At 71.7% G+C, this 26422-nt stretch carries 27 protein-coding genes; 12 read left to right on the forward strand and 15 right to left on the reverse strand.

Translation table 11 applies throughout. The annotated features are described in order from the left end of the window. The first annotated feature begins 41 nt into the window (after positions 1-41). Complete coding sequence (gene mscL, locus DEJ19_RS15725; protein ID WP_111092766.1) at positions 42-536, forward strand: large conductance mechanosensitive channel protein MscL; 495 nt, start codon at positions 42-44, stop codon at positions 534-536. 94 nt (positions 537-630) lie between these two features. On the opposite strand, the gene DEJ19_RS15730 is transcribed toward mscL, so the two are convergent. Next, on the reverse strand, positions 631-1215 hold the full coding sequence (locus DEJ19_RS15730) for a CDP-alcohol phosphatidyltransferase family protein (RefSeq protein ID WP_051596961.1): 585 nt from the start codon (positions 1213-1215) through the stop codon (positions 631-633). Positions 1216-1517: 302 nt separating this feature from the next. Further along, entirely contained in the window at positions 1518-5345 is a 3828-nt protein-coding gene (locus tag DEJ19_RS15735; protein WP_111038986.1) for an ATP-binding protein, read from the reverse strand. A gap of 185 nt (positions 5346-5530) precedes the next feature. Here DEJ19_RS15735 and DEJ19_RS15740 point away from each other — a divergent pair, with 185 nt between their 5' ends. The 4 genes from DEJ19_RS15740 (at position 5531) to DEJ19_RS15755 (ending at position 9216) form a co-directional block, all read left to right on the forward strand. Further along, the gene (locus DEJ19_RS15740) at positions 5531-6403 is read left to right on the forward strand and encodes an HpcH/HpaI aldolase/citrate lyase family protein (RefSeq protein ID WP_017887994.1); all 873 of its coding nucleotides are present in this window, start codon (positions 5531-5533) and stop codon (positions 6401-6403) included. A gap of 10 nt (positions 6404-6413) precedes the next feature. Continuing rightward, on the forward strand, positions 6414-6881 hold the full coding sequence (locus DEJ19_RS15745) for a DUF6264 family protein (RefSeq protein ID WP_110865425.1): 468 nt from the start codon (positions 6414-6416) through the stop codon (positions 6879-6881). Between the two features lie 141 nt (positions 6882-7022). Next, entirely contained in the window at positions 7023-8270 is a 1248-nt protein-coding gene (locus tag DEJ19_RS15750) for an FAD-dependent oxidoreductase (protein WP_111233884.1), read from the forward strand. Positions 8271-8337: 67 nt separating this feature from the next. Then, a complete protein-coding gene (locus DEJ19_RS15755; RefSeq protein ID WP_071244093.1) occupies positions 8338-9216 on the forward strand; it encodes an aldo/keto reductase in 879 nt (292 codons plus the stop codon). A 93-nt stretch (positions 9217-9309) separates the two neighbouring features. On the opposite strand, the gene DEJ19_RS15760 is transcribed toward DEJ19_RS15755, so the two are convergent. Together DEJ19_RS15760 and DEJ19_RS15765 are read right to left on the reverse strand one after the other, a co-directional pair. Then, on the reverse strand, positions 9310-9798 hold the full coding sequence (locus DEJ19_RS15760; RefSeq protein WP_111100318.1) for a hypothetical protein: 489 nt from the start codon (positions 9796-9798) through the stop codon (positions 9310-9312). Next, complete coding sequence (locus tag DEJ19_RS15765; protein ID WP_071404030.1) at positions 9798-10205, reverse strand: hypothetical protein; 408 nt, start codon at positions 10203-10205, stop codon at positions 9798-9800. Before DEJ19_RS15765 ends, DEJ19_RS15760 begins: the two co-directional genes overlap by 1 nt. A gap of 148 nt (positions 10206-10353) precedes the next feature. Between DEJ19_RS15765 and DEJ19_RS15770 the strand changes: the two genes are divergently transcribed. Next, a complete protein-coding gene (locus tag DEJ19_RS15770) occupies positions 10354-11319 on the forward strand; it encodes an NAD(P)H-quinone oxidoreductase (RefSeq protein ID WP_111233889.1) in 966 nt (321 codons plus the stop codon). Here the strand turns inward: DEJ19_RS15770 and DEJ19_RS15775 are convergent. The 6 genes from DEJ19_RS15775 to DEJ19_RS15800 form a co-directional block, all read right to left on the reverse strand. Then, entirely contained in the window at positions 11316-12092 is a 777-nt protein-coding gene (locus DEJ19_RS15775) for an amino acid ABC transporter ATP-binding protein (protein ID WP_111030700.1), read from the reverse strand. The genes DEJ19_RS15770 and DEJ19_RS15775 overlap by 4 nt on opposite strands. Next, a complete protein-coding gene (locus DEJ19_RS15780) occupies positions 12089-12967 on the reverse strand; it encodes an amino acid ABC transporter permease (RefSeq protein WP_071404033.1) in 879 nt (292 codons plus the stop codon). The genes DEJ19_RS15775 and DEJ19_RS15780 overlap by 4 nt, the downstream gene beginning before the upstream one ends. Before the next feature lie 4 nt (positions 12968-12971). After that, a complete protein-coding gene (locus DEJ19_RS15785; RefSeq protein WP_111224402.1) occupies positions 12972-13793 on the reverse strand; it encodes an ABC transporter substrate-binding protein in 822 nt (273 codons plus the stop codon). Between the two features lie 83 nt (positions 13794-13876). Next, positions 13877-14395, reverse strand: coding sequence for a cupin domain-containing protein (locus DEJ19_RS15790; RefSeq protein WP_250895887.1), 519 nt, complete (start codon positions 14393-14395; stop codon positions 13877-13879). Further along, complete coding sequence (locus DEJ19_RS15795; RefSeq protein ID WP_111233883.1) at positions 14392-15777, reverse strand: amidohydrolase family protein; 1386 nt, start codon at positions 15775-15777, stop codon at positions 14392-14394. Before DEJ19_RS15795 ends, DEJ19_RS15790 begins: the two co-directional genes overlap by 4 nt. After that, a complete protein-coding gene (locus DEJ19_RS15800; RefSeq protein ID WP_111233882.1) occupies positions 15774-17480 on the reverse strand; it encodes an adenosylhomocysteinase in 1707 nt (568 codons plus the stop codon). The genes DEJ19_RS15795 and DEJ19_RS15800 overlap by 4 nt, the downstream gene beginning before the upstream one ends. A gap of 81 nt (positions 17481-17561) precedes the next feature. On the opposite strand from DEJ19_RS15800, the gene DEJ19_RS15805 reads away from it, so the two are divergent. The 6 genes from DEJ19_RS15805 (at position 17562) to DEJ19_RS15830 (ending at position 21688) form a co-directional block, all read left to right on the forward strand. Beyond that, a complete protein-coding gene (locus DEJ19_RS15805) occupies positions 17562-17831 on the forward strand; it encodes a glutaredoxin family protein (RefSeq protein ID WP_017888006.1) in 270 nt (89 codons plus the stop codon). A gap of 146 nt (positions 17832-17977) precedes the next feature. Beyond that, on the forward strand, positions 17978-18862 hold the full coding sequence (locus DEJ19_RS15810; RefSeq protein ID WP_111233881.1) for an amidohydrolase family protein: 885 nt from the start codon (positions 17978-17980) through the stop codon (positions 18860-18862). Between the two features lie 42 nt (positions 18863-18904). Beyond that, positions 18905-19753, forward strand: a complete 849-nt coding sequence (locus DEJ19_RS15815) for a fumarylacetoacetate hydrolase family protein (protein ID WP_111233880.1) — start codon at positions 18905-18907, stop codon at positions 19751-19753. Beyond that, a complete protein-coding gene (locus DEJ19_RS15820) occupies positions 19753-20538 on the forward strand; it encodes an SDR family NAD(P)-dependent oxidoreductase (RefSeq protein ID WP_111233879.1) in 786 nt (261 codons plus the stop codon). The genes DEJ19_RS15815 and DEJ19_RS15820 overlap by 1 nt, the downstream gene beginning before the upstream one ends. 100 nt (positions 20539-20638) lie before the next feature. Then, positions 20639-21316: a FadR/GntR family transcriptional regulator gene (locus DEJ19_RS15825; protein ID WP_111233878.1), complete on the forward strand. Its 678-nt coding sequence runs from the start codon at positions 20639-20641 to the stop codon at positions 21314-21316. A 96-nt stretch (positions 21317-21412) separates the two neighbouring features. Further along, on the forward strand, positions 21413-21688 hold the full coding sequence (locus DEJ19_RS15830; RefSeq protein WP_027466577.1) for a GlsB/YeaQ/YmgE family stress response membrane protein: 276 nt from the start codon (positions 21413-21415) through the stop codon (positions 21686-21688). Between the two features lie 91 nt (positions 21689-21779). On the opposite strand, the gene DEJ19_RS15835 is transcribed toward DEJ19_RS15830, so the two are convergent. The 5 genes from DEJ19_RS15835 to DEJ19_RS15855 are packed head-to-tail and all read right to left on the reverse strand — an operon-like array spanning position 21780 to position 26292. After that, a complete protein-coding gene (locus DEJ19_RS15835; RefSeq protein WP_111233877.1) occupies positions 21780-22742 on the reverse strand; it encodes an aldo/keto reductase in 963 nt (320 codons plus the stop codon). Continuing rightward, the gene (locus DEJ19_RS15840; RefSeq protein WP_111233876.1) at positions 22739-23059 is read right to left on the reverse strand and encodes an L-rhamnose mutarotase; all 321 of its coding nucleotides are present in this window, start codon (positions 23057-23059) and stop codon (positions 22739-22741) included. Before DEJ19_RS15840 ends, DEJ19_RS15835 begins: the two co-directional genes overlap by 4 nt. Further along, positions 23059-24384, reverse strand: a complete 1326-nt coding sequence (locus tag DEJ19_RS15845) for an alpha-L-fucosidase (RefSeq protein WP_111233875.1) — start codon at positions 24382-24384, stop codon at positions 23059-23061. The genes DEJ19_RS15840 and DEJ19_RS15845 overlap by 1 nt, the downstream gene beginning before the upstream one ends. A 50-nt stretch (positions 24385-24434) precedes the next feature. Further along, positions 24435-25325 (reverse strand): carbohydrate ABC transporter permease, encoded by an 891-nt coding sequence (locus DEJ19_RS15850; protein WP_111233874.1) that lies wholly within the window; start codon positions 25323-25325, stop codon positions 24435-24437. Next, a complete protein-coding gene (locus DEJ19_RS15855; protein ID WP_111233873.1) occupies positions 25318-26292 on the reverse strand; it encodes a carbohydrate ABC transporter permease in 975 nt (324 codons plus the stop codon). Before DEJ19_RS15855 ends, DEJ19_RS15850 begins: the two co-directional genes overlap by 8 nt. Positions 26293-26422 lie beyond the last annotated feature (130 nt).

The raw sequence follows: 26422 nt of genomic DNA on the forward strand, positions 1-26422 counted from the left end.
GCCACTCGGCGGCCGTCCTCGACCCGGAAGGAGACCCTCGCATGAAGGGCTTCAAGGAGTTCCTGCTCCGCGGCAACGTCATCGACCTGGCCGTCGCAGTCGTCATCGGTGCGGCGTTCACCGCGATCGTCAACAAGATCGTCCAGGCGCTGATCAACCCCCTCATCGGTGCGGTGTTCAACGCCTCGAGCCTCGACGACGCCCTGAAGGTCCGGATCCCCACGGTGTCTGGTGACCACGCCACGCTCTACTTCGGCGCCATCATCGGGGCGGTGCTGAACTTCGTCATCATCGCCGCGGTGGTCTACTTCGTGCTCGTGGTACCGGTCAACCGTCTGAAGAAGGTGGCGTTCGAGCGCGTCAAGAACGACGAGGAGCAGACCCCGCAGGACGTCCCCCCGACCGACGTCGAGGTGCTGCTCGAGATCCGCGACCTGCTCCGCCCGCAGAACGGCGGCGCGACCAGCACGGGCGCGCACATCGCCCCGTCGAACGCTCCCGAGGGGCCCGGCATCGGCGGCTCGACGAAGCTCTAGCCCAGGCGCCTTCGCACGACACCGGTGTTCCCGCTCCGCACACCCGCAAACCGCGGTGCGCAGCGTGAACACCGGTGTTTTGCGCGGGGGCCCGTCAGGCGGCGGGGACCGCGCGGCGCTTCGCGAACATCGCGACGGCGTACTGCGCGCCGGCGAGCACGTGCCCCGCGGTGCCGAGGTACACGAACACCAGGGCCACGACCCGGACCCACGGCGCGTTCTCGTCGACGGTGTGCACCGCGGAGAACAGCAGCACCGGCAGCCCGACGAACAGCAGGGCCGAGCGGATCTTGCCCGTCCACGTGACGTCGAGGTCCGGGTTGCCGTGGAACAGCACGCTCGACAGGACGACGAGCACCAGGTCGACAAGCACGACGACGGCCACCACCCACCAGGGCAGCAGGCCGACGAGCACCAGGGACAGCACGATCGCGATGATGGCCAGGCGGTCGGCGACGGGGTCGATGGCCTTGCCGAGCTTGGAGCCCTGGTCGAACTTGCGCGCGATGAAGCCGTCCGCCCAGTCGCTCACGCCGATCACGACGAGGGCGACGAGCGCCCACCCCGGGTGGCCGGCGACGACGAGGCCGATGAACACCGGGATCAGCACGAGGCGGAACAGCGTGATCAGGTTCGGCCAGGTCTGCCAGTCGGGGCGCTGCCGCGCGGTGTCAGTCATCACGGGCCAGGCTACCGGTTACCAGTGCGGGGGGACGTCGCGCCGGAGCTGGTCGTCGTTCTCACCGTCACGGTGCCGCGCCGGTTCCGGCGGCGGCGTCGGGTCGTAGCCCGCCACCGGCTGGGTGGTGACGCGTCTGCGGCGCCGCACCGGGCCTCCCGGCTGGTCCGCCGTCTCGCCCCCGTCAGCGGCGGGACGGACGGGAGGCGCGGCTGACGACGCGTCGTCGACTCGCGTCCACGTGCCCACCAGCTGGTCCGTCTCCGGCGTCACCGGACCGGCGGGCCGAGAGGCCCGACGGCTCATCGGCGGGCGGGGATCGGGGGTATGGAGATCTCCTGCGTGGCACCGCGGTCGACCCCGAGCACGGACGCGACGGTGTCGGCGACGCGGTCCGGGTCGGAGAACAGCTGGAACGCGTGCACGCGCACGTAGTGCCAGCCGAGTCGGCGGAGCACCTCGGGACGCAGGCGCAGGGACTCGCGCAGCGATCCCTTGACCAGCGACGCGTCGGTCTCGATCGTGACGCAGACCCCGCCGTGCGCGGCGACGAGGCCGAGCTTGCCGCGGTGTCCGAGCGCGACCGGGATGCCACGCATCTCGAGGCGCCGGGCCAGGTCGACGAGCAGCGGGTCGGAGTCGTCCGGCACGTACTCGGCGGTGGTGCGGGCACGCACCTCGGCCAGGATCTCGGCGAGGGCGACGGTGCCGTGGCCCATGCGCTCGGCCTCGATGTCCGACGGCTGGAAGCAGGTGACGATGACCATCGAGCGACGCGCACGGGTCATGGCGACCGCCAGCAGTCGCTCGCCGCCGGGCTTGCCGAGCGGACCGAAGTCGCGCAGCACGCGACCGTGCGGGGTGCGGCCGTAGCCGATGGAGAACACGACGCGGTCGCGGCTCTGCGCCACCGACTGCTCGAGCGTCGCCACGATGAACGGCTCGGCACGGTCGCCGATGACGAACTCGGTCAGGTCCTTGTGGCCCTGCGCGGCGGTCAGCACGGCCTGCTCGACTCGCACGGCGTGCTTCGCCGACGCGGTGATGACCATGAGCGACTCGGTCGGGCGGGTGCGGGCGTGGTCGATGACGAGCCGGACCACGCGGTCCACCTCGGCGTCGACGCTCTCCACGGCACCGGACTCGGGGTCCGGCACGGCCTTGCCGTCGCTGACGTAGTCGAGCGCGATCGAGCCGTGGCCGAGGAACGAGCCGGCCCACGGCAGGGACTCGATCTTGCCGCCGTAGAAGCGACGGTTCACGAGTTCGGCGAGGTCCTCGCCGCCGGCGCGGTACGACCGCGACAGCGACAGGGTCGGCAGCAGGGTGGACAGCTTCGCCAGGGCGGAGTCGGCGTGGAACGCGTCGAGCGTGCCCTCGTCGACCTGCAGCGCCCGGTGCTCGGGGTCCACGGCGATGCGGAAGGGCGACGGGGTCTGGGTGACCGGGTCGCCGAACACGACGGTCTGGCGAGCACGGCGGACGGCACCGACGGTCTCGGCGATCGTCACGGCACCGGCGTCGACCAGGATCACGGTGTCGAACGGCATCGTGTCGGCGATCTGCGGCACCTCGTACGGGCTGGCGAGCCAGACGGGTGCGATCGACCGGGACAGGTGCGGTGCGGAGTCCTGCAGCAGTCGCGAGGTGATCGCGCCGTCGCGGAGCTGGGTCTTGAGCGCCGTCGCTTCTTCCGGCCAGTCGACGAGACCGACCTTCCAGTTCTCGGCGAGCTGCCACGCCAGGCCCTGGGAGACCCCGGCCGCGTGGGCGTCGTCCACCAGGCGGAAGTCGGCCTCGACCCGGTCGAGCATGTCGGTGTTGGCGCCGAGCAGTGCCCGGTCGGACTCGAGCATGGTCTCGAGGGCGGACTGCCACCAGGCGAGCTCGAGCTCGGCCGGCACCTGCACGTCCGGCACGTGCCGGTTCGCCAGGTCGGTGATGAGCGGTTCGAGCTGCAGGTCGCGCAGGGTCTGCATGAGCTCGGTGCGCTCCTGCAGGTTGTGCAGGACGTCGGACTCGGCGGCGAGCTCGGCGATGGTCGGGACGAGCTGGTCGACCGGGGTGTTCGCGAGCTGGCGGTCACGCTCGGTGCGACCCAGCGGCTCGTCGAGGCGCGCGAGGTCCTCGGCGACGTTCGAGAACAGCACCTGGACGTCGGCGATGCCGGTGGGCACCTCGGGGTTCACGCCGGCGGCGACGTAGCGCTGCCAGAGCACCCGCTGCTGCTGGACGCGGGTCAGGGCCTCGTGCAGGTCGGACACGTGCACGCCCGGACGGACGTACTCGCGGGCGAGCTTCTTGAGCCGGCGACGGTTCGTCGACGACATCGGGGCACCCTCGCCGCGGGGCGCGGTGGCGGCCACGAGCTCGGACACCGAGCGGTCGAAGACCACCGGCAGGAAGCGGTCGAGCGTGTCACGGATCTCGGTGAGCAGGCGCAGGTAGATGCCGAGCTCGTTGATGGTCGTGAACTGGCGCATGTGCGTCGAGCTCACCAGGTCGTGGGCGCGGCGGAGCAGGGTCGGCAGGCCGTCGGCGTCGAGGTCCTTCGCGATGCGGTGCGCACGCTGGGCGCCGTCGCTCGAACCGAACTTCGCGCCGTACCAGGGCGAGTCGTCGGGGCCGTAGCGGAACTCACCGAGGTTCGCAGCGCTGACCATCGTCTCGGCGACGCGTGAGCGGCCCTCGACCATCGAGGCGACGGACTGCTTCGACAGGCGCGCGGTCGTCGAGGGCGCGACGGGCAGCAGCGACAGGCGCGAGAGCTCCACCAGGCAGTCGAGCACCGAGACGCCGAAGTCGGGGTCCTTGCGGGTGAGCGAGCCGCGGTAGTCCTTCAGCACCTTGCGCAGGCGGACCAGGGCGTCGTCGACCTCGCGGAGGTTCGGACGCGCGGCCTTCTCGTTCCGGGCGATGGCACGGACGACGTCACGGCGCAGGGTCGACGGCGTGACCGCGACCCCGGGCAGCTGGACCTCGCCGAAGCGGGCGGCGATGCCCCGCAGGGTCGCGCGGCGCGGGCTCACGACGAGCACGCGCTTGTTCGCGGCGACCAGGCCACCCAGGGCGTTCACGATGGTCTGGGTGCCACCGGTGCCGGGCAGGGTCTTCACGACGATGGAGTTGCCGGCCGTGATCTGCGCGATCACGTTCTCCTGCTCGTCGTCGGCGTCGAGCAGGAGCGTGTCGGTCTCCGGGCTGCGCTCGTCCGACGGGGTCTGCTCGACCGGGTGGTAGGACTGCTCGACCTGCCACTTCGCGCTCGGGTTGCCGGCGAGGGCGTCGAGCACGGGGTGCGACAGGTCACCGGTGTCCTCGACCATGCCGGTGGCGACCTCGGCGAAGGTGGACACCACGAGGCGTGCGTGCACCGAGAAGCCGGGGATGTGCGCGGTCAGGCCACGCAGGCGGTCGATGACGGGGTTCGGCGTGAAGGAGCCGTCCTGCTGCGCGAGGGCCACGAAGGACTGCGCGTCGAGGATGACCCCGAACTGCTCGTGCAGCGCGTCGGCGAGGCCCGGGTTGAGCACCGGTTCGCCGAGCAGGCGCACCTCGAAGTCGCGTCCGTGTCGGCGGATCGCCAGGGGGCGCAGGAGCACCGGGCCGCGGAACTGCTCGTCGCCGTGCTTCCAGTCGGCCATGCCGATGCCGAGCTTCACGGCGTCGATGCCGCGCACGGTGGCCAGCTCGGTGCCCTTCGCCTCGACGTGTCCGGCGGCCACGCGGGCGGCACGGAGCGCCACCTCGTCGCGGATCAGGCTGGACAGCAGGGTCGTCTTGCCGGTGATGAACTGCGCGAGACCGCCCGGGTGGGTGGTCGAGAGCTCGATGCGGGCGCGCGGGTGGTCGCTGAAGTGCGTGAGCGGGCTCGTGCCGCCGACGCCGGTCAGCTGGGTGCGCCAGCCGTCCCACGTCGGTTCGGCCGCGTTGCCGGCCTGCAGCCGCGGGTCGCCGAGGCTGATCGCCTGCGGGCTCGTCATCTGCAGCTCCGGGCGGAGCGTGCGGTCCGGCTCGTCGTCGGTCCGTTCCTGGTCCACGTCCTGCTGCTCGTCTCGATCGTCGTCGGGGCGCGCGCGGGCACCCTCGACGGGGACGTCGTCGTTCACGTCGTCCTCACCGTCGGTCACCCTGTCCGCTCGCCACACATCCGACACTGTAGGCGGAACCGGACGGCCTCTCTGGCAATGAACCGAGGTTTCGGGGTTTCCGCACGGACGTGACCGCCGTCCGGCCCGACGTGCGCCACCGTCCGACCCGACGTGCGGCGCGCCCGATCCGACGGCGGCCCCGTCCGGTGTGGTACCAACGGGGCATGGCCATCGACGACCGCACCGCTCCGTCCGCCCCCACGCCGAACCGGCGTCGATCGGTCCCCGCCGAGATCTCACGGTCGTGGCTGCTGGTGTCCGGCACCGCCACCGACCGGTTCGACAAGTCCCAGCGCTCCCGCGCCGACCAGATCATCCTGGACATCGAGGACGCCGTCGACCCCGCCGCGAAGCCCTCGGCCCGGCAGGGCGTCGCCGCCTGGCTGGCCGGCGGTGGCGAGGCCTGGGTGCGCATCAACGACGTCACGACGGACTTCTGGGCGGACGACGTCGAGGAGCTCCGCGGCCTGCCCGGGCTGCAGGGCGTCATGCTCGCCAAGACCGAGTCCCCCGCCCAGGTCACCGACACCTGGCACCGGCTCGGCGGCCAGACGCCGGTGATCGCCCTCGTCGAGTCGGCCCTGGGCATCGAGGAGTCCGTGTCGATCGCCAAGGCGCAGGGCGCGTTCCGCCTGGCCTTCGGTTCCGGCGACTACCGCCGCGACACCGGGACCAGCGCCGACACGCTCGCGATGGCGTACCCGCGGTCGAAGCTGGTCGTCGCCTCGCGCGTCGGCGACCTGCCGGGCCCGATCGACGGCCCCACGGTCGGGTCGTCGCACCCGATCCTCCGCGAGCAGTCGCAGGTGGCCGTGTCGCTCGGCCTCACCGGCAAGCTCTGCCTGGACACCGAGCAGCTCCCCGTCATCAACGAGGTCATCTCCCCCACGCCGACCGACGTCGCCTGGGCGCAGGACTTCCTGGACGACTTCGAGGCCCGCGGCCGGGTCATCCGCGACGGTTCCGACCTGCCGCGGCTCGGTCGGGCGCAGAAGATCCAGCGGCTCGCACAGGCGTTCGGGGTCGAGGCGCGGTAGGACTGCACGCATGACCTGGTCCAACGTCCCCGGCCCTCCGCCGCAGTCCTCCTCCGGCCCCACGGACGCGCAGCGCGCGGCGTGGGAGCGCGGTGGCACCACGCTGTTCCCGCCGGCGAAGCTCGCCGACCGGATCTCGACGGTGCTGCTCCTGGTGTTCGGTGCCGTCATGACCGCGATCACGGCGGTCGTCGGCATCGTCGCGATCGCCTCGGCCACGGCGGAGTGCGACGCCTCGTCGGGCTGCACGCCCGGCGGGTACTTCGGTGGCGCGGCCATCGCGGTCGGTGGCGCCTTCGTCATCGGGGTCGCCACGATCGTGCTGTCGATCGGCGCGTGGATCCGGCGGAAGCCCTCGTGGTGGATCGCCGCGATCGGCTTCGTGCTCGCGATCGTCGTCATCGTGTGGGGCGGGGTCGTCTTCGCGAACGCCGTCGACAGCGGTCCTGCCTCGTCGTCGGTGTCCGCCAGCGCCTGACCGGCGCACCGACACCACCCTTCCGACCGGACGTCGTCGTCCGACGCGTGCCGGGTCCGAGAACGCGTGTGCGTTCCGGCCCGGAGGCGCGGGGCGGGGCCGCCACGCGCCTCCAGTCCGGAGCGGGGTAGCGTCCGGAGCATGGTGACGGTGTCGCGGACGACGGTCGCGGTGGTCGGTGGCGGCCCCGCAGGGGTCGTGCTCGGGCTGCTGCTCGCCCGCGCCGGCGTCGACGTGCGTGTGCTCGAGCGGCACGACGACTTCAACCGGGACTTCCGGGGCGACACGGTGCACGCCTCGACCATCCGGCTGCTCGACGAACTCGGCCTCGGAGCACCGTTCCGGGCGCTGCCGCAGTCACGCCTCGACGACTTCTCGCTGCCGATGCCGGACGGCTCACGGCTGCTGCTCGGTGACTTCTCGCGTCTCGCACCGCCGTACGACCACGTGGCGATGGTGCCGCAGTGGGACCTGCTCGACCTGCTCGTGACCGCCGCCCGTCGGGAACCGTCGTTCGGCATCTCGATGGGCCTCGCCGCGACCGGGCTCATCGAGGAGAACGGTGTCGTGACCGGGGTCCACCTGCGGCCGCGGGACGGGACCGGCGAACCCGAGGAACTCCGCGCGGACGTCGTGATCGCCTGCGACGGGCGGAACTCGGTGCTGCGTCGCGCCGCCGGCCTCGTGCCACGAGCGTTCCGGGTGCCGTTCGACACCTGGTGGTTCCGGTTGCCCCGGCACCCCGGGGACGCGGCGAGCGCCCTCACCCCCGCGTTCTCGGACCGGGACGTGCTGCTGAGCTTCCCGCGGCCGGACTACCACCAGGTCGCGTACTTCGCGCCGAAGGGCTCTGACGCGGCCCTGCGCGCAGCGGGGGTGACGGCCTTCCGGTCCGGTGTGGCGCGACTCCGACCGGACTTCGCGGACCGGGTCGACGCGATCGCCTCGATGGACGACGTGCACGTGCTCGACGTCCGGATGGACCGCCTGCGCCGGTGGTGGCGCCCGGGGCTGCTCTGCATCGGCGATGCCGCGCACGCGATGTCGCCCGCTGGTGGGGTCGGCATCAACCTCGCGGTGCAGGACGCGGTGGCGACCGCGACGATCCTGGTGCCGGCGCTCCGACGGGGGCTCCGCGGTGACGGCCTCGACCGGGCGCTCGCAGCCGTCCAGCGTCGCCGGACCCCGCCCGCAGCCCTGGTGCAGGCCGCGCAGGCGGTGCTGCACCGGGTCGTGTTCGAGCGGGCCTTCGCCGGGCACCTGCAGGACGGTCCGCCGCTGCTCCCCGTGTTGCTCGCGCGCTGGGTCCCGCCGGTCCGGGGCCTCTACGCCCGCGGCATCGCGTTCGGCCCGCTGCCGGAACACGCGCCGTCGTGGGCTCGTCGGTGACGGGGGCTCGTGGCGCGTCGGTGCGGGAACTGGGCGTCGGCGTCGGGGGCGGGCGCATGCTGGGCCGATGAAGCAACGAGTCATCGGAGACGTGTCCGTCAGTGCCATCGGTCTGGGCGGGATGCCCATGTCGATCGAGGGCCGACCGGACGAGCGTCAGTCCATCGCCACGATCCACGCAGCGCTCGAGAACGGTGTCACGCTCATCGACACCGCCGACGCCTACCACCTGGGCGGCCACGACGAGGTGGGGCACAACGAGGAGCTCATCGCGCGGGCCGTCCGGGAGTTCCACGACGACACCTCGGACGTCCTCATCGCGACGAAGGGCGGACACCTGCGCCCCGAAGCCGGCAACTGGGCACAGAACGGGCACCCGGAGTACCTGAAGGAGGCGGCGAAGGCCTCGGCGAAGCGGCTCGGCGTCGAGCAGATCGGCCTGTACCAGTTCCACCGCCCCGACCCGGCAGTGCCGTACGCCGACTCGATCGGGGCGCTCGCCGAGCTGCTCGACGAGGGCGTCATCCGGATGGCGGGCATCTCGAACGCCGACCCGGACCAGATCCGCACCGCGAACGAGGTGCTCGGCGGACGCCTGGCGTCGGTGCAGAACCAGTACTCGCCGAAGTTCCGGTCGAGCGAGCCGGAACTCGAGCTGTGCGACGAGCTCGGCATCGCGTTCCTGCCGTGGAGCCCCCTCGGTGGCATCGGGAGCGCGGCGGACCTCGGCACGGCGTTCGAGGACTTCGCGTACATCGCCCGCGACCGTGGGGTCACCCCGCAGGTCATCGCCCTGGCGTGGGAGCTGCAGAAGAGCGACGTCGTCGTGCCGATCCCCGGTGCGTCGCGGCCGCAGTCCATCCTGAACTCGATCACGGCGCCGACCGTGCGGCTGCGGCCGGAGGACGTCGCACGCCTCGACGCCTCGCAGCCCGCGGCCGTCTGACGCCCGTTCCCCCGACGGGGGAAGCACGACGCCCCGCCGCTCCTGGTCCAGGAGCGGCGGGGCGTCGTCGTGCGTGGCCGGGCGTGCGCCCGCTCAGCTCTTGGCGGGGCAGACCGCCGAGACCTGGTCGAGCGTGGTCTGCACCTCGGACTGGGCCTTCGTGACCTCGGTGGAGTCCTCGGCCGCGCCGGAGCGGATGGCCGAGCTGTAGCCCTTGGCCGCGCCGGAGAAGTCCTCGAACGTGTCGTGCACCTGGTCGTTCGAGACCTTCGTCAGCGCCGAGTCGATGCGCTGGACGAACTCGTCGATGAGCGCCGCACGGGCCTTCGGCTCGGCCGGGGCAGAGCTGGAACCCTGCTCCTTGAGGAACGACGCGAGTTCGTTCTCGAGCAGCGAGCAGGCTTCCTGCTTGGTCTGGGCGGGTGCCGCGGCGGCGGTCTTCGAGGCCGACGGGGCGCTGGACGAGCCCGAGTCACCCCCGGAGGAGCCGCCGTCGGACGAACCGCCGTCGCCGCCCGAGCAGCCGGCGAGCAGCGTGAGCGCGAGGCCGGCGGTGGCGAGCGCGGTGAGGGTGCGGCGCATCAGGAGTTGCACTCCTTCTGGAACGCGTTGCCGGCGTCCTGCACCTTGGTGCTGGACTTCGTCAGGGCCGAGACGTCGGCCGACTGCGGGTCGTCGGCGATGTCCTCGATGTCGTCGACCAGGTCGCCGTACGCCTCTTCGAAGGCGTCGCCCTTGGCCTTCAGGTCGTCGTCCGACAGGTCGTCGACGCCGTCGGAGATCTTCTCGTCGAGCTCCTTGAGCTTCGTGACGGCGGCGTCCGGGTCGGACTGCAGGTTCGCGGCCTCGGACTGGACGCCCTGGGCGGCGGACTTGACCGTCTTCTCGAACTGCGTGCACTGTTCGGCCTTGGACGGCCCGGTCGAGCAACCGGCGAGCAGCGTGAGTGCGAGGCCGGCGGTGGCCAGCGCGATGAGCTTCTTGGGCATGGTGGAGAGTCCCCCTCGATCTGTCCGCACTCCCCCGGATGAGGTGCAGATCCGTCATCGAGCGTACAGGGAACATCCACAGGGAGACCGGCCGGGTTGTGGGCGACCGGCACCCGGCCGGAGGCGGGTGGCGCGTACCGTCGAGGGCATGCGAGCCATCACGTTCGACGACGCTTCCATGTCCGTCACCGACCTGCCCGACCCGGAACCCGGTACGGACGAGGTCCTGATCGAGGTCGCCGCGGCCGGTGTCAACAACGCCGACCTGCAGCAGCGCGCGGGGAACTACCCGCCGCCGCCCGGGGCCTCGGAGGTCCTCGGGCTCGAGGTCTCCGGCACGGTGCGGGCCGTCGGTGCGGGCGTCACGGCCGTGGCGGTGGGAGACCGAGTGTGCGCGCTGCTCTCCGGCGGCGGGTACGCGGCACTCGTGGTCGCGCCGGTCACCCAGGTGCTGCCGGTCCCCGAGGGCGTCGACCTGGTCGAGGCGGCCGGGCTGCCCGAGGCCGCCTGCACCGTCTACTCCAACATCGGCATGCTCGCCGGGCTCCGACCGGGGCAGACGCTCCTGGTCCACGGCGGTACGGGCGGCATGGGCTCACACGCGGTGCTGTGGGCCAAGGCCCTCGGTGCGACGGTGATCGCGACGAGCGGCGGCGACCGCAAGGTCGCCGCGTCCCGTGACCTCGGCGCCGACCTGGTGGTCGACCACCGCACGGAGGACTTCGTGGAACGCGTCATGGCGTTCACCGACGGTGTCGGCGTCGACGTGGTGCTCGACGTCGTCGGTCCGTCCTACCTGGAGCGGAACCTGCAGGCCCTCGCCCCGAACGGGCACATCGCGGTCATCGCCTCGGGCAGCGGCCGCACCGCCGAGCTCGACCTCGGGGTGCTGATGCGGAAGCGCGCGATGATCAGCGGCACGACCCTGCGTGCACGGCCGCTCGCCGAGAAGGCCGCCATCGTCGAGGCGGTCCGCTACAACGTCTGGCCGCTGGTCGCCGACGGCCGGGTGCGCCCGGTCATCGACTCGGTGCTGCCCCTTGCCGAGGTCGAGGAAGCCCACCGCCGCGTGCGCGACGGCGAGGTGATCGGCAAGGTGCTGCTGACGCCCTAGGCGTGCACGCGGGCGAGGAACTCGACGAGCGCCGGGTGCTGCGGGTGGTCGAGGACGTCGGCGGGGGATCCCTGCTCGACGACCTCGCCGCGGTGCAGGAACACGATCCGGTCGGCGACGTTCCGCGCGAAGTGCATCTCGTGCGTCGTCATCAGGATCGTCGAACCCTGTCGCTTCAGCTCGGTGACCAGGTCGAGCACCTCGCCCACGAGCTGCGGGTCGAGGGCACTCGTGACCTCGTCGAGCAGCAGGAGTTCCGGGTCCGACGCGATCGCCCGGACGATGGCGACGCGCTGCTGCTGCCCGCCGGACAGGCGGTCGGGGTACGCATCGGCGAACGAAGCGAGACCGATCCGGTCGAGCAGCCGGCGCGCGGTGTCCTCGGCCTGGGCACGTCCGATGCCGTGCACCTGGCGGGAGGCGAGCGTGACGTTGTCGAGCACGCTCATGTGCGGGAACAGGTTGAACTGCTGGAACACCACGCCGATGCGCGCTCGCACGGCGTCGACGGCGACGCGCGGGTCGGCGATGTCCGTGCCCTGCAGCAGGATCTCGCCGTCGTCGATGCCCTCGAGCAGGTTGACCGTCTTGAGCAGCGTCGACTTGCCGGAGCCGGAGGCCCCGATGACGCAGATGACCTGGTGGCGGTGGACCGTCAGGTCGATCCCGCGCAGGACCTCGTGCTCACCGAAGGCCTTGCGCAACCCGCGCAGTTCGAGGACCGCGGCGTCCGTACCGGACGCACCACGGGCCTCCTGGCCGGCCTCGCTCATACGGTCCCTCCGATCTGCTCGCGCCGCTGCTGGCGACGCGCGATCGCGTCCGTGACGCGGATCAGCGGCAGGCTGATCACCACGAACAGCAGCCCGGCGACGAAGTACGGCGTGAAGTTGTAGGTCTCGGCCTGCGCGATCTGGGCGGAGCGGACCGCGTCGACGGCCCCGAGGATCGACACCAGACCGACGTCCTTCTGCATCGACACGAAGTCGTTCATCAGCGCCGGGGTGACCTTGCGGATCGCCTGCGGCAGCACCACGAGCCGCAGGGTCTTGGCGTGCGAGAGTCCGAGCGACCGGGCGGCCAGGCGCTGGGAGGGGTGCACGGCCTCCATGCCGGCGCGGAGCACCTCGGCGATGTACGACGAGTAGGTCAGGGTGATCGCGATCGTGCCCCAGACCTCGGCGGGGAGCCGCGGGAACACCCCGAGCCCGGGGATGCCGTAGCCGACCAGGTAGAGCACGATGATGAGCGGCAGACCGCGGAACAGGTCCGTGTAGCCGGTCGCGAGCATCCGCAGCGGGAAGAACACCGGGTTGCGCAGGCCGCGGACGACCGCGAGCAGCGTGCCGAACACGGCGACGCCGATGGCGCTGAAGAACAGGATCCGGACGTTCAGCCAGAGGCCCAGCAGGATGTCCGGGAACGTGTCGACCGCGGTCTGCGGGTCGAAGAACGACTGCTGCACCGCCGCCCAGCCGGGGGTGTTCACGACGCCGAAGTACACGACGGCGAGCACGACCAGGGTGGAGACGACCGACACCACGACCGAGCGACGGCCACGCTGGCGGCGGTAGAGCCGACGCTCGAGCTCGACCTGGCTCGGCGCGGGTGCGGCGACCGGGGTGCCGGCCCCTGCTGGCAGGGTCATCCGGTTACTTCAGGACCGGCGTGCCGGTCTCCGACGACAGCCACTTGGTCTGCAGGTCCTGCAGGGTGCCGTCGTCGTCGAGGGTCTTCAGGGCCTTGTCGACCTTGCTCGTCAGCTCCGAGTCCTTCGGCAGGACGAAGCCGAACTGGTCGCCCTTGCCGTCGTCGGGGAACTGTGCGGACACGGTGCCGTCGTCGACCTGGGCCGAGGCCATGTAGAACGCCGTCGGCAGGTCGGTGACGATCGCGTCGATCTGCCCGGACTTGAGTGCGAGCACGGCGTCGTCGTTGGAGTTGAACACCTGCGGCGTGACCCCGAGGACGTCCTTGACGCTCGCGATGCTCGTCGAACCGGTCGCGACGCCGATCGCGTCCTGCTTGAGGGCAGCGATCGTGGTGTCGCCGGCGGCCTTCGACCCGGAGGTCGTCACGACCGCCTGGGTCGTCGTGTAGTAGGCGCTCGACATGTCGACGGCCTTCTTGCGCTTCGCGTCGATCGAGAACTGCTGGACGTTGAGGTCCCAGTCCTTCGGGCCCGGCGCGATGGCGCTGTCGAAGGTGCTGCGCTTCCACACGACGTCGGACTTGCTGTAGCCCATCTCCTTCGCGACCGCGTAGGCCACGGCGGACTCGAAGCCCTTGCCGGACTGCGGCTTGTTGTCCTCGACCCAGGGCGAGTACGCCGGGTCACCGGTGGCGATCGTGAGCTTGCCGTCGGTCACGGTGCCGTCGGCGTTGCTGCTGCCCCCGGCGGAGCAGGCCGACAGGGCGAGGGCGGCGACCGCGGCGGTGGCGACGGCGAGGGTGAAGCGGAGGGGACGGGTCACGGTCGGGCCTTCGTGCGAGGGGGGTGGGGGCAGGTCGAAGTGTACTTCGCGGTGGGATACCAACGCGAAACGGTGTCGCGGTGCTACTCGGCGGCAGGGTCCCCGTCGTCGGCCATCGTGAAGTCGTCGAACGAGAAGCCCGGCGACACCAGGCAGCTCAGCAGCACCTCGCCGTCGCCCGGGATCGTCCGCTGCCACACCCCGCCGCGCACGAACGCCTGCGCGTCGTTCACGCGGTCGCGTCCGGCGTCCGGGCCGAGGGTGATCGTCGCGCCGGGCTCGGGGACGTCACCGTCGCCGCCGAGCTGCAGGTCGACGGTGTCCGGCCCGTGCCACATCCAGATCTCGTCGCTCGTGACCCGGTGCCAGGCGGAGGCCTCGCCCGGGGGCAGCAGGAAGTGGATCAGGGTGGCGGCGGGACGCTCCCCCGCGGGGGTGGTGACCGTCGCCGGCGAGGTCCAGGTGCGGACGTACCAGCCACCCTCGGGGTGCGGTTCCATGCCGAGGGCGATCGCGCGCTTCGGCACGTCGAGCCACTCGATCAGCTCACCGGTGACGGTTCGGCGCGCGGCCATTCCGGGGTGGGGTGCGGACTCGGTCATCGTTCCTCCTGGTGCGGTGTGGGGACGTCCATGTGCGGGGAAGCCGGCTCGGTGACGACGCCCGCCGCGGCGCGGACCACGCCACGGATCACGGTGGCGGCCGCCCGCCCGGCGCCGTCCTCGACGAGCTCGGCGAGCGCGTCCGGCACCGTGCGGGCATCGACGTCGAAGACCGCCAGGTCGGCGCGCGCCCCGACGGCGAGGTGCCCGATGCGGTCCGGCCCGACGGCGAGGCCCATCGCGTGCGCACCACCGAGGGTCGCCGCCGCGAGCAGCCGCTCGTGCAGGTCACGGTGCCCGTAGCCCTGGGCACGAGCGATGCGGTGGAGCGCGGTGACGTCGGCCATCAGGTCGAGGGACGGCGACGACGACAGGGAGTCGGTGCCGATCGCGATCGGGCTGCCTTCGCGCAGGTAGTCGGCGACCGGCGGCGGGTCGAGGCCGATGACGGCGTTGGAGCGGGGGCACAGCGCCACCGCGGTGCCGCGGGCACGCAGGAGCGCCCGGTCGGCAGCGGTCATGTACACGCCGTGGGCGATGTGGCAGTCCGGCCCGAGCACGCCGAGGCGGTCGACGAACGCGGTCGCGCTCGCACCGAAGCCCAGGGCTCGCAGCGCCCGGAACGACGGCACGTTCGCCAGGTGCCAGTCGTTCCCGTGGCCGACGCCGTCGACCCCGTCGAGCCCGGGGACCGGACCGAGGGCGGTGCGCTCCCCCTCGAACGCCGCCTCACCGAGGTGCAGGTGCAGGCGCAGGCCGCGCTGCCGCACGATGTCGGGGAGCTCGAGCAGCGGAGCGACCTCGAGCGAGTACGGCGCGTGCGGCGACAGGCCGGCACCGGGTGTCGTGGGGATCCGGTCGAGTTCGTCCAGCACCTGGTCGCGACCGTGCGACTGCCAGGCGTCGTTCTCCCAGTCCATCACCTCCCAGTACGCGATGCCGCCGAGCCCGGCGTCCTGCAGGGCGGTCGAGGCCTCGATGTCGGTGACGATGTCCGCGATGCTCGTGACGCCGGCCAGGATCGACGCCCGCGCACCGTCCGCGGCTTCAGCCCGCCAGTCGTGCGGTTCGGCGTAGTCGACGTTGAACGCTGCGGCCCAGTCCTCGAACCCGTTGTACTGGCGCTGGCCGACACTGGCCATGCCGGTGTACTGGAGGTGCGAGTGCGCGTTCACGAGTCCGGGCAGGAGCGCGCCACGCCACTGCCGCTCGGTGAAGGTCGCGCCGGACCCGGTGAGCTGGTCGATGACCCACGACCGGTCGCCGACGTGCAGGATGCGGCCGTCCTGCACGGCCACCGCGCCGTCGGCGATCGGCGGCGCGGTCATCGGGACGACGACGCGCGCCGAGTGCACGGTGACCGGGTGTGGACGGGCGCTCATACCGGGTCTCCGAAACGGTGGGTCCGGACGTCCGGCTCGCGGTCCGCCGGGTGTTCAGCGGCAAGGCCGGGAGGCACGGGTCGGCTCCCGAAGGCGGCGAGCGCCGCGCGGGCGGTCACGTCGTCGACCGCGGGGTCGATCGGCACGACGGCACGCTCCAGCTCGTCGCCGCGCTCCAGGAGCATCCGGACGGCGCCGAGCTGCACGGCGAACGACAGGTCCATGATCTCGACCGGGTTGCCCTCGGCCGCGGTGATGTTGATGCAGCCACCGTCGTCGAGCACGATCGGCCCACCGTCGGACCCGGGGAACACGAACCGCTCGGCCTTCGGGCCCACGTCCTGGCGCTCGGCCCCGGCGGCGAGCGCGTCGTCGACGGCGATCTCCTGGTCGACCCCACCGGCGACGGCGAGGACCGCACCATCCGCGCAGGCACGGAGCACCTCGAGGTCGATCGTGTCCGGCACCCCGGTGGCGCTCATCACGAGGTCGGCGTCGCGCACCGCCTCGACGAGCGGGGCCACGGCGTACCCGGCGAACCGCGCCTGCAGGGCGCGGACCGGGTCGGTCTCGGCGACCGTCACCCGGAACCCGAGGGCGGTGAGCACCAGGGCGACCCCCTCGCCGACGTGCCCGAACCCGGCGACGACCGCCGCGCCTCCCGGCATCACCCGGTGGGTGCCGGACGCGAGCCCGTCGACCAGGTCGAGCACCGCGAACACCGTCGACTGCCCGGTGCCGTACCGGTTGTCGAAGAACGTCTTGGTGCGGGCGTCGTTCACCGCGATCACCGGGATGCCGAGCTCGCCGCGCGCTGCCAGTGCACGCAGGGGCCGGAGGCCGCTCGTGGTCTCCTCGGCGGCGCCGAGCATCGTCGGCAGCAGGTCGGGGCGTTCCTGGTGGGCGAGCCGGATGACGTGCGAGCCGTCGTCAAGCAGGATGTGCGGCGCGGTGTCGAGCATCGCGAGGGCCAGCTGCTTCTGCTCGGGGAGCGTCGCCGTGCTGCTCGCGAACACCGTCAGGCCGGCCGACCGCAGTGCGTCGGCGACGGCGTCGTCGGTCTCGTCGGCGTGGGCGTAGACGACGACCTCGGCGCCGGCGTCACGGAGGAGCAGGCTCAGTACCGCCGTCTTGGGCTCGAGGAACATCGCGACGCCGATGCGGGTGCCGCGCAGGAGTCCACCGTCGCGGAGTTCCGCGGCGACCGACCGGGCGACCGGCATGGAACGCCGTGCCCAGCGCAGGCGGGCGTCCGCTGCGGGGTCGTCCTCGGGGTCGCGGCCGGTGGACACCAGGAAGACGTCGTCGGAGAGCATCGGGACGGCGAGGACGCCGGGGCGGGCGGGCGTGACAGGGCCGAAGGCGTCCTCGTCGACGGCGGGCAGGTACCGGCCGGCGTCGATGACGACCAGGGTGGTGCCGCGCGGGCGGTCGGCGGCCTGCTCGACCGCGGGGGTCGATTCCTCGGGTGTGCCGAGGCACCAGAGCTGGTCGACGAGGTCGGACGGGTGCTGCTGGTCCGACTGATCGGCCTCGTGCGCGCCGAGTGCGATCAGCAGGTGCCGCAGCGCCGCCGCGTCACGGGCGTCACCGCCGACGATGCGGAACCGTCGGGCGGCGACGAGCAGGTTGGTCGCGGCGGCGAAGCGCCGGACGGCCGCCGAGGCCCAGGCCAGCGTCGCGGGATCGGGTGCTGGCGGCATGTGCCAATCGTAGGGCGAGCGGGGCGCGGGTCCGGCGGCGCTCCGGGAATGCCCGGGGGCGCTCCGACGTACTCTCTGCACATGAGCGATGCGACGACTGCCCCCGACCGCGTGACCATGTTCGGTGCCGACTGGTGCCGCGACTGCCGTCGGTCCAAGGCGCTGCTCGACACCCTCGGCGTGGACTACGAGTACGTCGACGTGGAGCAGGACCTGTCCGCCGCCGACCGTGCCGAGGCGATCAGCGGCCGGAAGAACATCCCCGTCGTGGTGCTGCCGAACGGCAAGCACTTCGTCGAGCCGTCCGACGCCGAGCTGCGGGCCGAACTCGAGGCCTCGGGCGTCGTCTGATCGGCGCTCGCCGACGCGACCCCACGCGCTGAGCGACACCTCGCGCGCCGCAGCGTCCGTGACGTGTCGCTGAGCACGAAAGGTCGCCGCACCGGCGGCACCGGCCGCACCGGGCGGACATCGGATGAATCGGGCATCATAATCGCGTGATCATCGACGCTCACCACCACCTCTGGGATCCCGCCGACCGGTCGTACCCCTGGATGGACGACTCGGTCGCTCCGATCCGCCGCCGGTTCGACGTGGACGACCTCCGCGCCGCCGCCCGGAGCACCGACGTCACCCGGACGATCGTCGTGCAGGCCGTGCACGACCCCGGCGAGACCGCCTGGCTCCTCGAGCAGCCCGAGCCGGTCGTCGGGGTCGTCGGCTGGGTGGACCTGACCGCCCCGGACGTCGTCGACCGGCTCGCCGCCCTCATCGCGGGACCGGGTGGCGACCGACTGGCCGGCAACCGCCTCGTCGGCATCCGGCACCAGGCGCAGGACGAACCGGACCCGGACTGGCTCGCCCGGCCCGAGGTCGTCCGCGGGGTCCGCGCCGTGGCCGCCGCCGGCCTGGTGTTCGACGTGCTCGTCCGCGCGCGCGAGCACCGTGCTGCCCTCGCGCTGCTCGACGCCGCGCCCGAGGGTTCGTTCGTCCTCGACCACGCAGGCAAACCCGACATCGCGGGCGGGGATCCCGGGTGGGTGAGCCGGATCGACGACTTCGCCGCGCGTCCGAACGTGGCCTGCAAGGTGTCCGGACTGTTCACGGAGGCCGGCCCGGCGTGGCGACGGCAGCCCGTCGACCGGTACGTCCGTGCGGTGTTCGAGCGGTTCGGCCCGGAGCGGTCGCTGTTCGGGTCGGACTGGCCCGTCTCGACGCTCGCCACGACCTACGACGACGTGGTGCGGCGGACCACCGAGGCGCTGGCCGACCTGACCCCGGACGAACGGCAGTCGGTGCTGAGCGGGACGGCGGAGCGCACGTACCTGCATCGGAGGACCCTCAGCACCCGCGACCTTGTCGGAGACCCGGGCCAGACATAGGATGTCTCTGGTTGCGCCGGTGCAGCCGGAGAGCGAGGAACGATGCAGTTCGCACGACTCGGCCCCGCGGGCGGCGAGATCCCCGTCGCGGTCGACACCGACGGCGAGGTCCTCGACCTCCGCCCGATCACGACCGACATCAGCGGGGCCTTCCTGGCGTCCGACCCGGTCGCCCGCGTCCGGCACGCGCGGAGCGCCGGGGACGTCCGGGCACTGCCCGACGCCGAGGGCCTCCGCCGCGGTGCACCGGTGTCCCGTCCGGGCAAGGTCGTCTGCATCGGCTTGAACTACCGGGACCACGCCGCCGAGACCGGTGCCGAGATCCCGACCGAACCGATCGTGTTCATGAAGGACCCGATGACGGTGATCGGGCCGGACGACGAGGTCCTGATCCCCCGCGGCAGCGAGAAGACCGACTGGGAGATCGAGCTCGCCGTCGTCATCGGGCGGACCGCCCGCTACTGCGACTCCGACGAGGCCGCGAGCGCCTGCATCGCCGGGTACGCCATCGCGAACGACGTCTCCGAACGGGCCTTCCAGCTCGAGCGGGGCGGGCAGTGGGACAAGGGGAAGTCCTGCGAGACGTTCAACCCCCTCGGCCCGTGGTTGGTCACCCCCGACCAGGTCGACCCGGCGGCGCTCGCGCTCCGGCTCACCGTCAACGGAGTGGTCCGCCAGGACGGCACCACGGCCGACATGATCTTCCGACCCGTCGAGATCGTCCGGTACCTGTCGCAGTTCATGGTGCTGTACCCGGGCGACGTCATCAGCACCGGCACCCCGGCGGGGGTCGCCCTCGCCGGGCACGCACCGTACCTGCAGCCCGGCGACGTGGTCGAGCTCACCGCCGACGGGCTGGGTTCGCAACGACAGACGGTGGGAGCAGCCTGATGGCCGACACGACCGCCCAGACCGGCACGACCGGAACGCCCCGCAGCCACGCGGGTCTCCGCGCGATCGTCACCGGCGGCGCCTCCGGCATCGGCGCGGCCATCGCGGCCGCGCTGCACGAGCGGGGCGCAGCGGTCGCGGTGCTCGACCTGCAACCGTCCACCGCCGAGGAATTCGTCTCCGTCACCTGCGACGTGTCGTCCGACGAGTCCGTCCGTGCCGCCGTCAAGTCGGCCGTCGACCAGCTCGGCGGTCTCGACGTGCTCGTGAACAACGCCGGCATCGGCGCACAGGGGACGGTCGAGGACAACACCGACGACGAGTGGCGCCGCGTGTACGAGGTCAACGTGCTCGGTGCCGTGCGCCTGTCCCGCGCCGCACTCCCCCACCTCCGAGCGTCGGACAGCGCGAGCATCGTCAACACGTGCTCCGTCGCGGCCACCGCCGGACTGCCCCAGCGCGCGCTCTACTCCGCCACGAAGGGGGCGATCTCCGCACTCACCCGCGCGATGGCCGCCGACCACGTCCGCGAGGGCATCCGCGTCAACGCCGTCAACCCCGGCACCGCCGACACCCCGTGGATCGCACGGCTCCTGTCGTCCGCGGACGACCCGGCCGCCGAACGCGCCGCGCTCGAGGCGCGTCAGCCGCACGGCCGCCTGGTGCAGGCGGCGGAGGTCGCCGAGGCGGTCGCCTACCTGACGAGCCCGCTCGCCCGGTCGACGACGGGTGTCGAGCTGGCGGTCGACGGCGGGATGCAGGCGCTCCGGCTGCGGCCGGCCTGATGGTCGCCCCACGGCTCCGCCGCACCGGCCTGGAGGCCCGTCCCGGGTATCGTCGGGACGTCCCGTCGCGCACGCGGCCGGGTCCACAGGAGGTGGTGACGTGGCGTCGCTGACCGACGATGCGATCGCACGCATCCAGCAGATGATCGTGAGCGGCGAGCTCCAACCCGGCCAGCGCCTCCCGCCCGAGAAGGAACTGAGCGAGTCGCTCGGACTGTCCCGCAACAGTCTCCGTGAAGCGGTGAAGGCGCTCGAGCTCATCCGGGTGCTCGACGTCCGACGCGGTGACGGCACCTACGTGACCTCGCTCGAACCGGGCGTCCTGCTCGAGGCGGTGTCGTTCGTCGTCGACATGCACCACGACCGGTCGCTCGTCGACCTGCTCGAGGTGCGCCGCATCCTGGAACCGGCGTCCGCCGTCCTGGCGACGGCCCGTGCCACGGAGCAGCAGGTCGACGAACTCGCGACCCTGATGCAGTCCGTCGGCGAGGACACCGGCGTCGAGGACCTCGTCGCCCACGACCTGCTGTTCCACTCGACCATCGCGGGCATCGGCGGCAACCAGTACCTGTCCGGGCTGCTCGACGCGCTGTCGAGCAAGACGGTGCGGGTGCGGGTGTGGCGCGGACTGACGCAGAACGGGTCGGTGCAGCGGACGCTCGACGAGCACGCGGCCATCGTCGACGCGATCCGACGCCGGGATCCGCAGCTCGTGCAGGCCCTCGTCGTGTCGCACGTCGAAGGTGTCGAGCGCTGGTTGCGGCGCTCGCTCGACTGAACCCGACAGTCCTCCCAGGGACCTCGGAGTTGTGTCAGTCCTCGGCCCTGACTCCGGCAACCATGCCGCGGCAACCGCACCCACGAGGAGGACACCGTGCTCGGTCTCATCATCAGCTTGATCATCATCGGACTCATCGCCGGCGCTCTCGCCCGGCTCATCATCCCCGGCAAGCAGAACATCGGCATCCTCATGACGATCGTCCTGGGCATCGTCGGTTCGTTCGTCGGCGGGTTCCTCGGGTTCCTGATCTTCCAGCACGACCCGATGGACGGCTTCTTCCAGCCGGCCGGCATCATCGGCTCGATCATCGGCGCCATCATCGTGCTGTTCATCTACACGCGCGTCGCCGGCCGCGGTTCGCGCCGCTAGGCAGAACGCAGCCGGTCCGACCGGCGCACCACTGAGGTCACCCCGAACCGCGCAACCGCGTGGTCCGGGGTGACCTTCGTTGTGCGCGGCGTCACATCGCGAGCAGGCCCGCCGCGCGCAGGTCGTCCCACAGCGCCTCCGGCACGTCGGCGGCGGCCCGTGCGACGTTCGAGCGGACCTGGTCGGCGGACTGCGCGCCGAGCGCGATCGCCGCGACCGCCGGGGCCCGGCGCGGGAACGCCAGCGCAGCCTCGGGCAGGGTGACCCCGTGGCGTTCACACACGTCGGCGATGGCGTTCGCACGGTCGATGAGTGCCAACGGGGCCTCGGCGTAGTCGTAGGTCGCACCCGCCGAAGGGCGCTCCTGCCCGAGCAGCCCCGAGTTGTAGACCCCGACTGCGACGACCGCGACGCCCAGCGACGCACACCGGTCGACGAGCGCCGCCGCCGGTTGCTCGAGCAGGGTGAACCGACCGGCGAGCATGACGACGTCGCAGAGCCCGGTGTCGACGGCCGCCGACAGCGCCTCGACCGAGTTCGACCCGACCCCGACCGCCTGCACCACGCCCTCGTCGCGCAGCTCGGCGAGCGTCGGGAGCGCCTGGGTCAGGCCGTCGGTGAGCGAGTAGACGTCCGGGTCGTGCAGGTAGGCGACGTCGACGTGGTCGAGCCCGAGGCGGCCGAGCGACTCGTCGAGCGACCGCCGCACGCCCGACGGTGACGGGTCCCACTGCCGCACCGTGTCGTCCGGCACCGCGAAGCCGCCGGAGGCCAGGTCGTCGCCGTCACCGCGCCCGGGCACGAGCACCCGCCCGACCTTCGTCGACACGAGGAACTCCTGCCGGGGCCGTCCGGCGAGCGCCGCCCCGAGCCGCCGCTCGGACAGCCCCAGGCCGTAGTGCGGGGCGGTGTCGAAACCGCGCACACCGGCGTGCCACGCGGCGTCCACCGTGGCCCGGGCGTCGTCGTCGGACACCGGCCGGAGCAGGTTGCCGATCCCGGCGCCGCCCAGCCAGAACGGTCCACGGTCGAGCTGCTGGGCGGGTTGCGTCATGCCTGTCCTTCCAGGGTCCAGACGAGCGGGATCCCGTCGTCGTCGCCCGAGTAGTCGTCGTCCGCCTCGAGCAGGGGGTTGATGACCGCCTGCCAGGCCGCGTTCACCGGGTCGTCCGCCAGCGCGCGGCGCATCGCACGGTGGTCCTCGACCTCGATCAGGTGCACGAGGTCCTGCCCGTCGCGCCAGATGCTCCAGTTCGACACCCCGGCGGACCGCAGCCGGTCGGCCAGTGCGGGCGGGATCGCCGCGTGCGCCTGCTCGTAGTCGAACTCCCGTCCGGGCCGCAGCCGGGTGCGCGAGAGGATCCGCTGCATCAGTCGCGCAGGAACAGCTCGACGACGGGCACGGCGACGTCGGGCCGCACGATCGGCAGCGTCAGGGTGAGCGTGCCGGCGGGCTGGCCGCCGAGCCCGGTGTTCTGCGCCCGGGTGCCCGGTGGGATCTCGCGGAAGTGGATCTCCGATGCGTCGTTGAGCAGCTGCGCGTACGCCACCCGGCCGGCGAGGTCGGGCAGGTGCACGTGCTCGAACGGCCACGCGAACAGGTGCAGGTACAGGCGGTTGCCGTTCTGCGTGTAGACGGTGTTCCGCGGGGCGACGAACCGCGACGGCCCCGCCCCGTACACCGAGCGGGCGTGCTGGTGCATCCACGTCCCGATGCCGTCGAGTGTCTGCCGCGAGACCCCGTCGAACTCACCGCGACCGGTCGGGCCGATGTTGAGCAGCATGTTCCCGTTGTTCGAGACGCCGTCGACGAGCATGCGGACGAGCAGGTCGACCGGCTTCAGGTTCGTGTTGTCGCGGTCGTAGCCCCACGAGCCGTTGAGCGTCTGGCAGGCCTCCCACGGCACCGGGACGCCGTCGACCTCCATCGGCTTGTCGGGCTGGTACTGCTCGGGGGTGACCAGGTCGCCGGGGATGTCGAGCCGGTCGTTCACGATGATGCCGGGCTGCAGGCGCTTCGTCAGCGCCATGAGCTCCTCGGAGCCCCACTCGTCCCGGCCCTTGCCGCCCCAGATGTCCTCGTGGTCGTTGTCCCGGTACGAGAAGTCGTAGAACAGGTAGTCGATCTGCCCGTAGTCCGTCAGGAGTTCCTCGATCTGCCGGTGCAGGTACTCCCGGTACCGGGTCATGTCGCGCCCCTCGTTCAGCGCGGCGATCGTCTGCTCCCCGTCGTCCCGCCGAGGGTGGACCCCGTCGACGGTGAAGTCCGGGTGGTGCCAGTCGATGAGCGAGTGGTAGAAACCGACCCGCAGCCCCTCGGCACGGACGGCGTCGACGAACTCCCGCACGATGTCCCGGCCGAAGGGGGTGTTCGTGGACTTGTAGTCGGTCAGGGCGGTGTCCCACAGGCAGAAGCCCTCGTGGTGTTTGGTGGTGAGGACGACGTACTTCATCCCCGCCTGCCGTGCCCGACGTGCCCAGTCCGCGGCGTCGAACAGGTCCGGGTCGAAGTGGTCGAAGTACTTCTGGTAGTCCTCGTCGGTGATCCGTTCGCGGTTCTTGACCCACTCGTGCCGTGCCGGCAGGGCGTACAGCCCCCAGTGGATGAACATGCCGAACCGGTCGTGGGAGAACCACGCGGGGAACCCCGCGGAGTCGGTCGCGGTCTGCGGCTCGGCAGGTGCGGTGATGGTCATGAGGCCAGTGTTCCTTTCAGTGGAGGACGAGAGGGGGACGGTCGGCGGTGTCACCGGCCGCCGAGACCGCTGGTGACGATCCCCTTGACGAGGTGCTTCTGGAGCAGGATCAGCAGGACCACCGTGGGCAGCATCGAGATCACCGACGCCGCCATCACGAGGTTCCACTCGGAGCCCTGCTGCCCGAAGAACTGCTGCAGGCCGAGCGGGATGGTGCCACGGGCCTCGACGTCGTTGACGATGACGAGCGGCCAGAGGAACGAGTTCCAGTACGCGATGAACGAGAAGACGGCGAGGACCGCCATCGTCGGTCGGGCCAGCGGGAGCATCACCGAGAAGAACGTCCGGATCGCTCCGGCACCGTCCACCCGGGCGGCGTCGTCGAGCTCCTGCGGCACGGTGAGGAAGAACTGCCGCACCAGGAACGCGCCGAGTGCCGTGAACGCCCACGGGATGATGAGCGCCTGGAACGTGTCGACCCACCCGAAGCCCTGCATCATCACGTACATCGGGATGACGAGGACGTCCTGCGGGATCATCAGCGTCGCCAGGAACAGGACGAACACCGTGTTCCGGCCGCGCCACCGCAGTCGCGAGAACGCGTAGCCGGACAGCACCGCGACGGCGACGTTGATCGCCGTGCCGGCCGCGGCGACGAAGACGCCGTTCAGGATGAACCGGGCGAACGGCAGGTACGTGAACGCCTGTGCGTAGTTGCCCCACTCGATGGACGAGCCCCAGAGCGTCGGCGGGGTCGTGAACACGTCGGCCGACGGCTTCAGGCTCGTCGCCACCATGTAGATGAGCGGCGAGACGAACAGCAGGGCCACCAGGCAGAGCAGCGCGTAGCCCACCGCGTGGCGCACCCGGCCGGTCTGCCGGTGCGTGCGGGGCAGCGCCCGCGGGTTGATCGTCCGGTTGGACGAGGTCAGCTCACTCATAGTGCACCCACCGCTTCTGTCCGAGGAACTGGATGGCCGTGATGCCGAGGATGATGACGAACAGCACCCACGCCCCGGCCGATGCGAGTCCGAGCTGCTGGGTCTGGAACCCCGTGTTGTAGATGTACTGCACCAGGGTCTCGGTGGCGGTGCCGGGGCCGCCCTTCGTCAGGACGAACGGCTGCACGAACACCTGGAACGAGGTGATCAGGGTCATCATCGTCGCGAAGAAGATCGACGGCGAGATGAGCGGGAACTTGATCCGCCAGAACATCTGCCAGGCGTTCGCCCCGTCGAGCTGCGCAGCCTCGATCTGGTTCTCCGGCACCGAGTCGAGCGCCGCCGAGAAGATCAGCATGTTGTAGCCGAACCCCTGCCAGACGCTCATCGCGACGACGGCGAGCATGGCCCAGTTGTCGTCGGCCAGGAAGTTCGGGGCGTTCACGCCGACGGTCGACTGCAGCGTCGCGTCGATGGCACCGCCCGGCTGGTACAGCATCCGCCAGACGACGACGTTCGCGACGATCGGCGTGATGGTCGGGATGAAGAACAGCACGCGGAAGACGTGCCGATGGCGGATCTTCGGCGTGAGCCAGGCCGCGAGCCCGAGGGACACGACCAGGTTGAGCGGCACGTAGAGCACGACGAACAGCACGGTGTTCAGCGTCACGGTGCGGAAGATCGGGTCGGAGAACAGCTGCGCGTAGTTCGACAGGCCGGCCCACGAGCGTTCGCCGAGCATCGGCCAGTTCATGAAGCTCACGACGAGCGACGCGAGGATCGGGAACGCCGTGAACACGACGAGGCCGATCGAGTGCGGAGCGGCGAAGGCGGCGCCCCACCAGGAGCGGCGTCCGAGCTCGGCGTCGGGGCCGCTGTCCTTCCGGCGCTGGGCCGCGCCGGTCGCGACCGCGACCGCGGGGGCGGGCAGCGCCGCCTCGGCGGGTGGGTCCTGGATGGTGGTCATGCGACGACCTCCTCGTCGTTCGCGGTCCTGGTCAGGGGATGGGACGGACCGGGAGGCGCGGGGCGGGGTCGACCTCCGACTCCGCAGGCTCCGTCGGCGCGGCCCGCGCAACGCTTCGCGTCGCTCGAAG

The organism is Curtobacterium sp. MCSS17_016, from assembly GCF_003234255.2.
Taxonomy (GTDB): domain Bacteria; phylum Actinomycetota; class Actinomycetes; order Actinomycetales; family Microbacteriaceae; genus Curtobacterium; species Curtobacterium flaccumfaciens.

Coding starts and splice junctions, on each gene's coding strand:
- DEJ19_RS15835 (WP_111233877.1), bottom strand. CDS start 22,742: ATGACGCAACCCGCCCAGCAGCTCGACCGTGGACCGTTCTGGCTGGGC.
- DEJ19_RS15770 (WP_111233889.1), top strand. CDS start 10,354: ATGCGAGCCATCACGTTCGACGACGCTTCCATGTCCGTCACCGACCTG.
- DEJ19_RS15730 (WP_051596961.1), bottom strand. CDS start 1,215: ATGACTGACACCGCGCGGCAGCGCCCCGACTGGCAGACCTGGCCGAAC.
- mscL (WP_111092766.1), top strand. CDS start 42: ATGAAGGGCTTCAAGGAGTTCCTGCTCCGCGGCAACGTCATCGACCTG.
- DEJ19_RS15765 (WP_071404030.1), bottom strand. CDS start 10,205: ATGCCCAAGAAGCTCATCGCGCTGGCCACCGCCGGCCTCGCACTCACG.
- DEJ19_RS15855 (WP_111233873.1), bottom strand. CDS start 26,292: ATGACCACCATCCAGGACCCACCCGCCGAGGCGGCGCTGCCCGCCCCC.
- DEJ19_RS15815 (WP_111233880.1), top strand. CDS start 18,905: ATGCAGTTCGCACGACTCGGCCCCGCGGGCGGCGAGATCCCCGTCGCG.
- DEJ19_RS15805 (WP_017888006.1), top strand. CDS start 17,562: ATGAGCGATGCGACGACTGCCCCCGACCGCGTGACCATGTTCGGTGCC.
- DEJ19_RS15800 (WP_111233882.1), bottom strand. CDS start 17,480: ATGCCGCCAGCACCCGATCCCGCGACGCTGGCCTGGGCCTCGGCGGCC.
- DEJ19_RS15845 (WP_111233875.1), bottom strand. CDS start 24,384: ATGACCATCACCGCACCTGCCGAGCCGCAGACCGCGACCGACTCCGCG.
- DEJ19_RS15760 (WP_111100318.1), bottom strand. CDS start 9,798: ATGCGCCGCACCCTCACCGCGCTCGCCACCGCCGGCCTCGCGCTCACG.
- DEJ19_RS15755 (WP_071244093.1), top strand. CDS start 8,338: ATGAAGCAACGAGTCATCGGAGACGTGTCCGTCAGTGCCATCGGTCTG.
- DEJ19_RS15840 (WP_111233876.1), bottom strand. CDS start 23,059: ATGCAGCGGATCCTCTCGCGCACCCGGCTGCGGCCCGGACGGGAGTTC.
- DEJ19_RS15740 (WP_017887994.1), top strand. CDS start 5,531: ATGGCCATCGACGACCGCACCGCTCCGTCCGCCCCCACGCCGAACCGG.
- DEJ19_RS15795 (WP_111233883.1), bottom strand. CDS start 15,777: ATGAGCGCCCGTCCACACCCGGTCACCGTGCACTCGGCGCGCGTCGTC.
- DEJ19_RS15745 (WP_110865425.1), top strand. CDS start 6,414: ATGACCTGGTCCAACGTCCCCGGCCCTCCGCCGCAGTCCTCCTCCGGC.
- DEJ19_RS15850 (WP_111233874.1), bottom strand. CDS start 25,325: ATGAGTGAGCTGACCTCGTCCAACCGGACGATCAACCCGCGGGCGCTG.
- DEJ19_RS15790 (WP_250895887.1), bottom strand. CDS start 14,395: ATGACCGAGTCCGCACCCCACCCCGGAATGGCCGCGCGCCGAACCGTC.
- DEJ19_RS15750 (WP_111233884.1), top strand. CDS start 7,023: ATGGTGACGGTGTCGCGGACGACGGTCGCGGTGGTCGGTGGCGGCCCC.
- DEJ19_RS15820 (WP_111233879.1), top strand. CDS start 19,753: ATGGCCGACACGACCGCCCAGACCGGCACGACCGGAACGCCCCGCAGC.
- DEJ19_RS15780 (WP_071404033.1), bottom strand. CDS start 12,967: ATGACCCTGCCAGCAGGGGCCGGCACCCCGGTCGCCGCACCCGCGCCG.
- DEJ19_RS15775 (WP_111030700.1), bottom strand. CDS start 12,092: ATGAGCGAGGCCGGCCAGGAGGCCCGTGGTGCGTCCGGTACGGACGCC.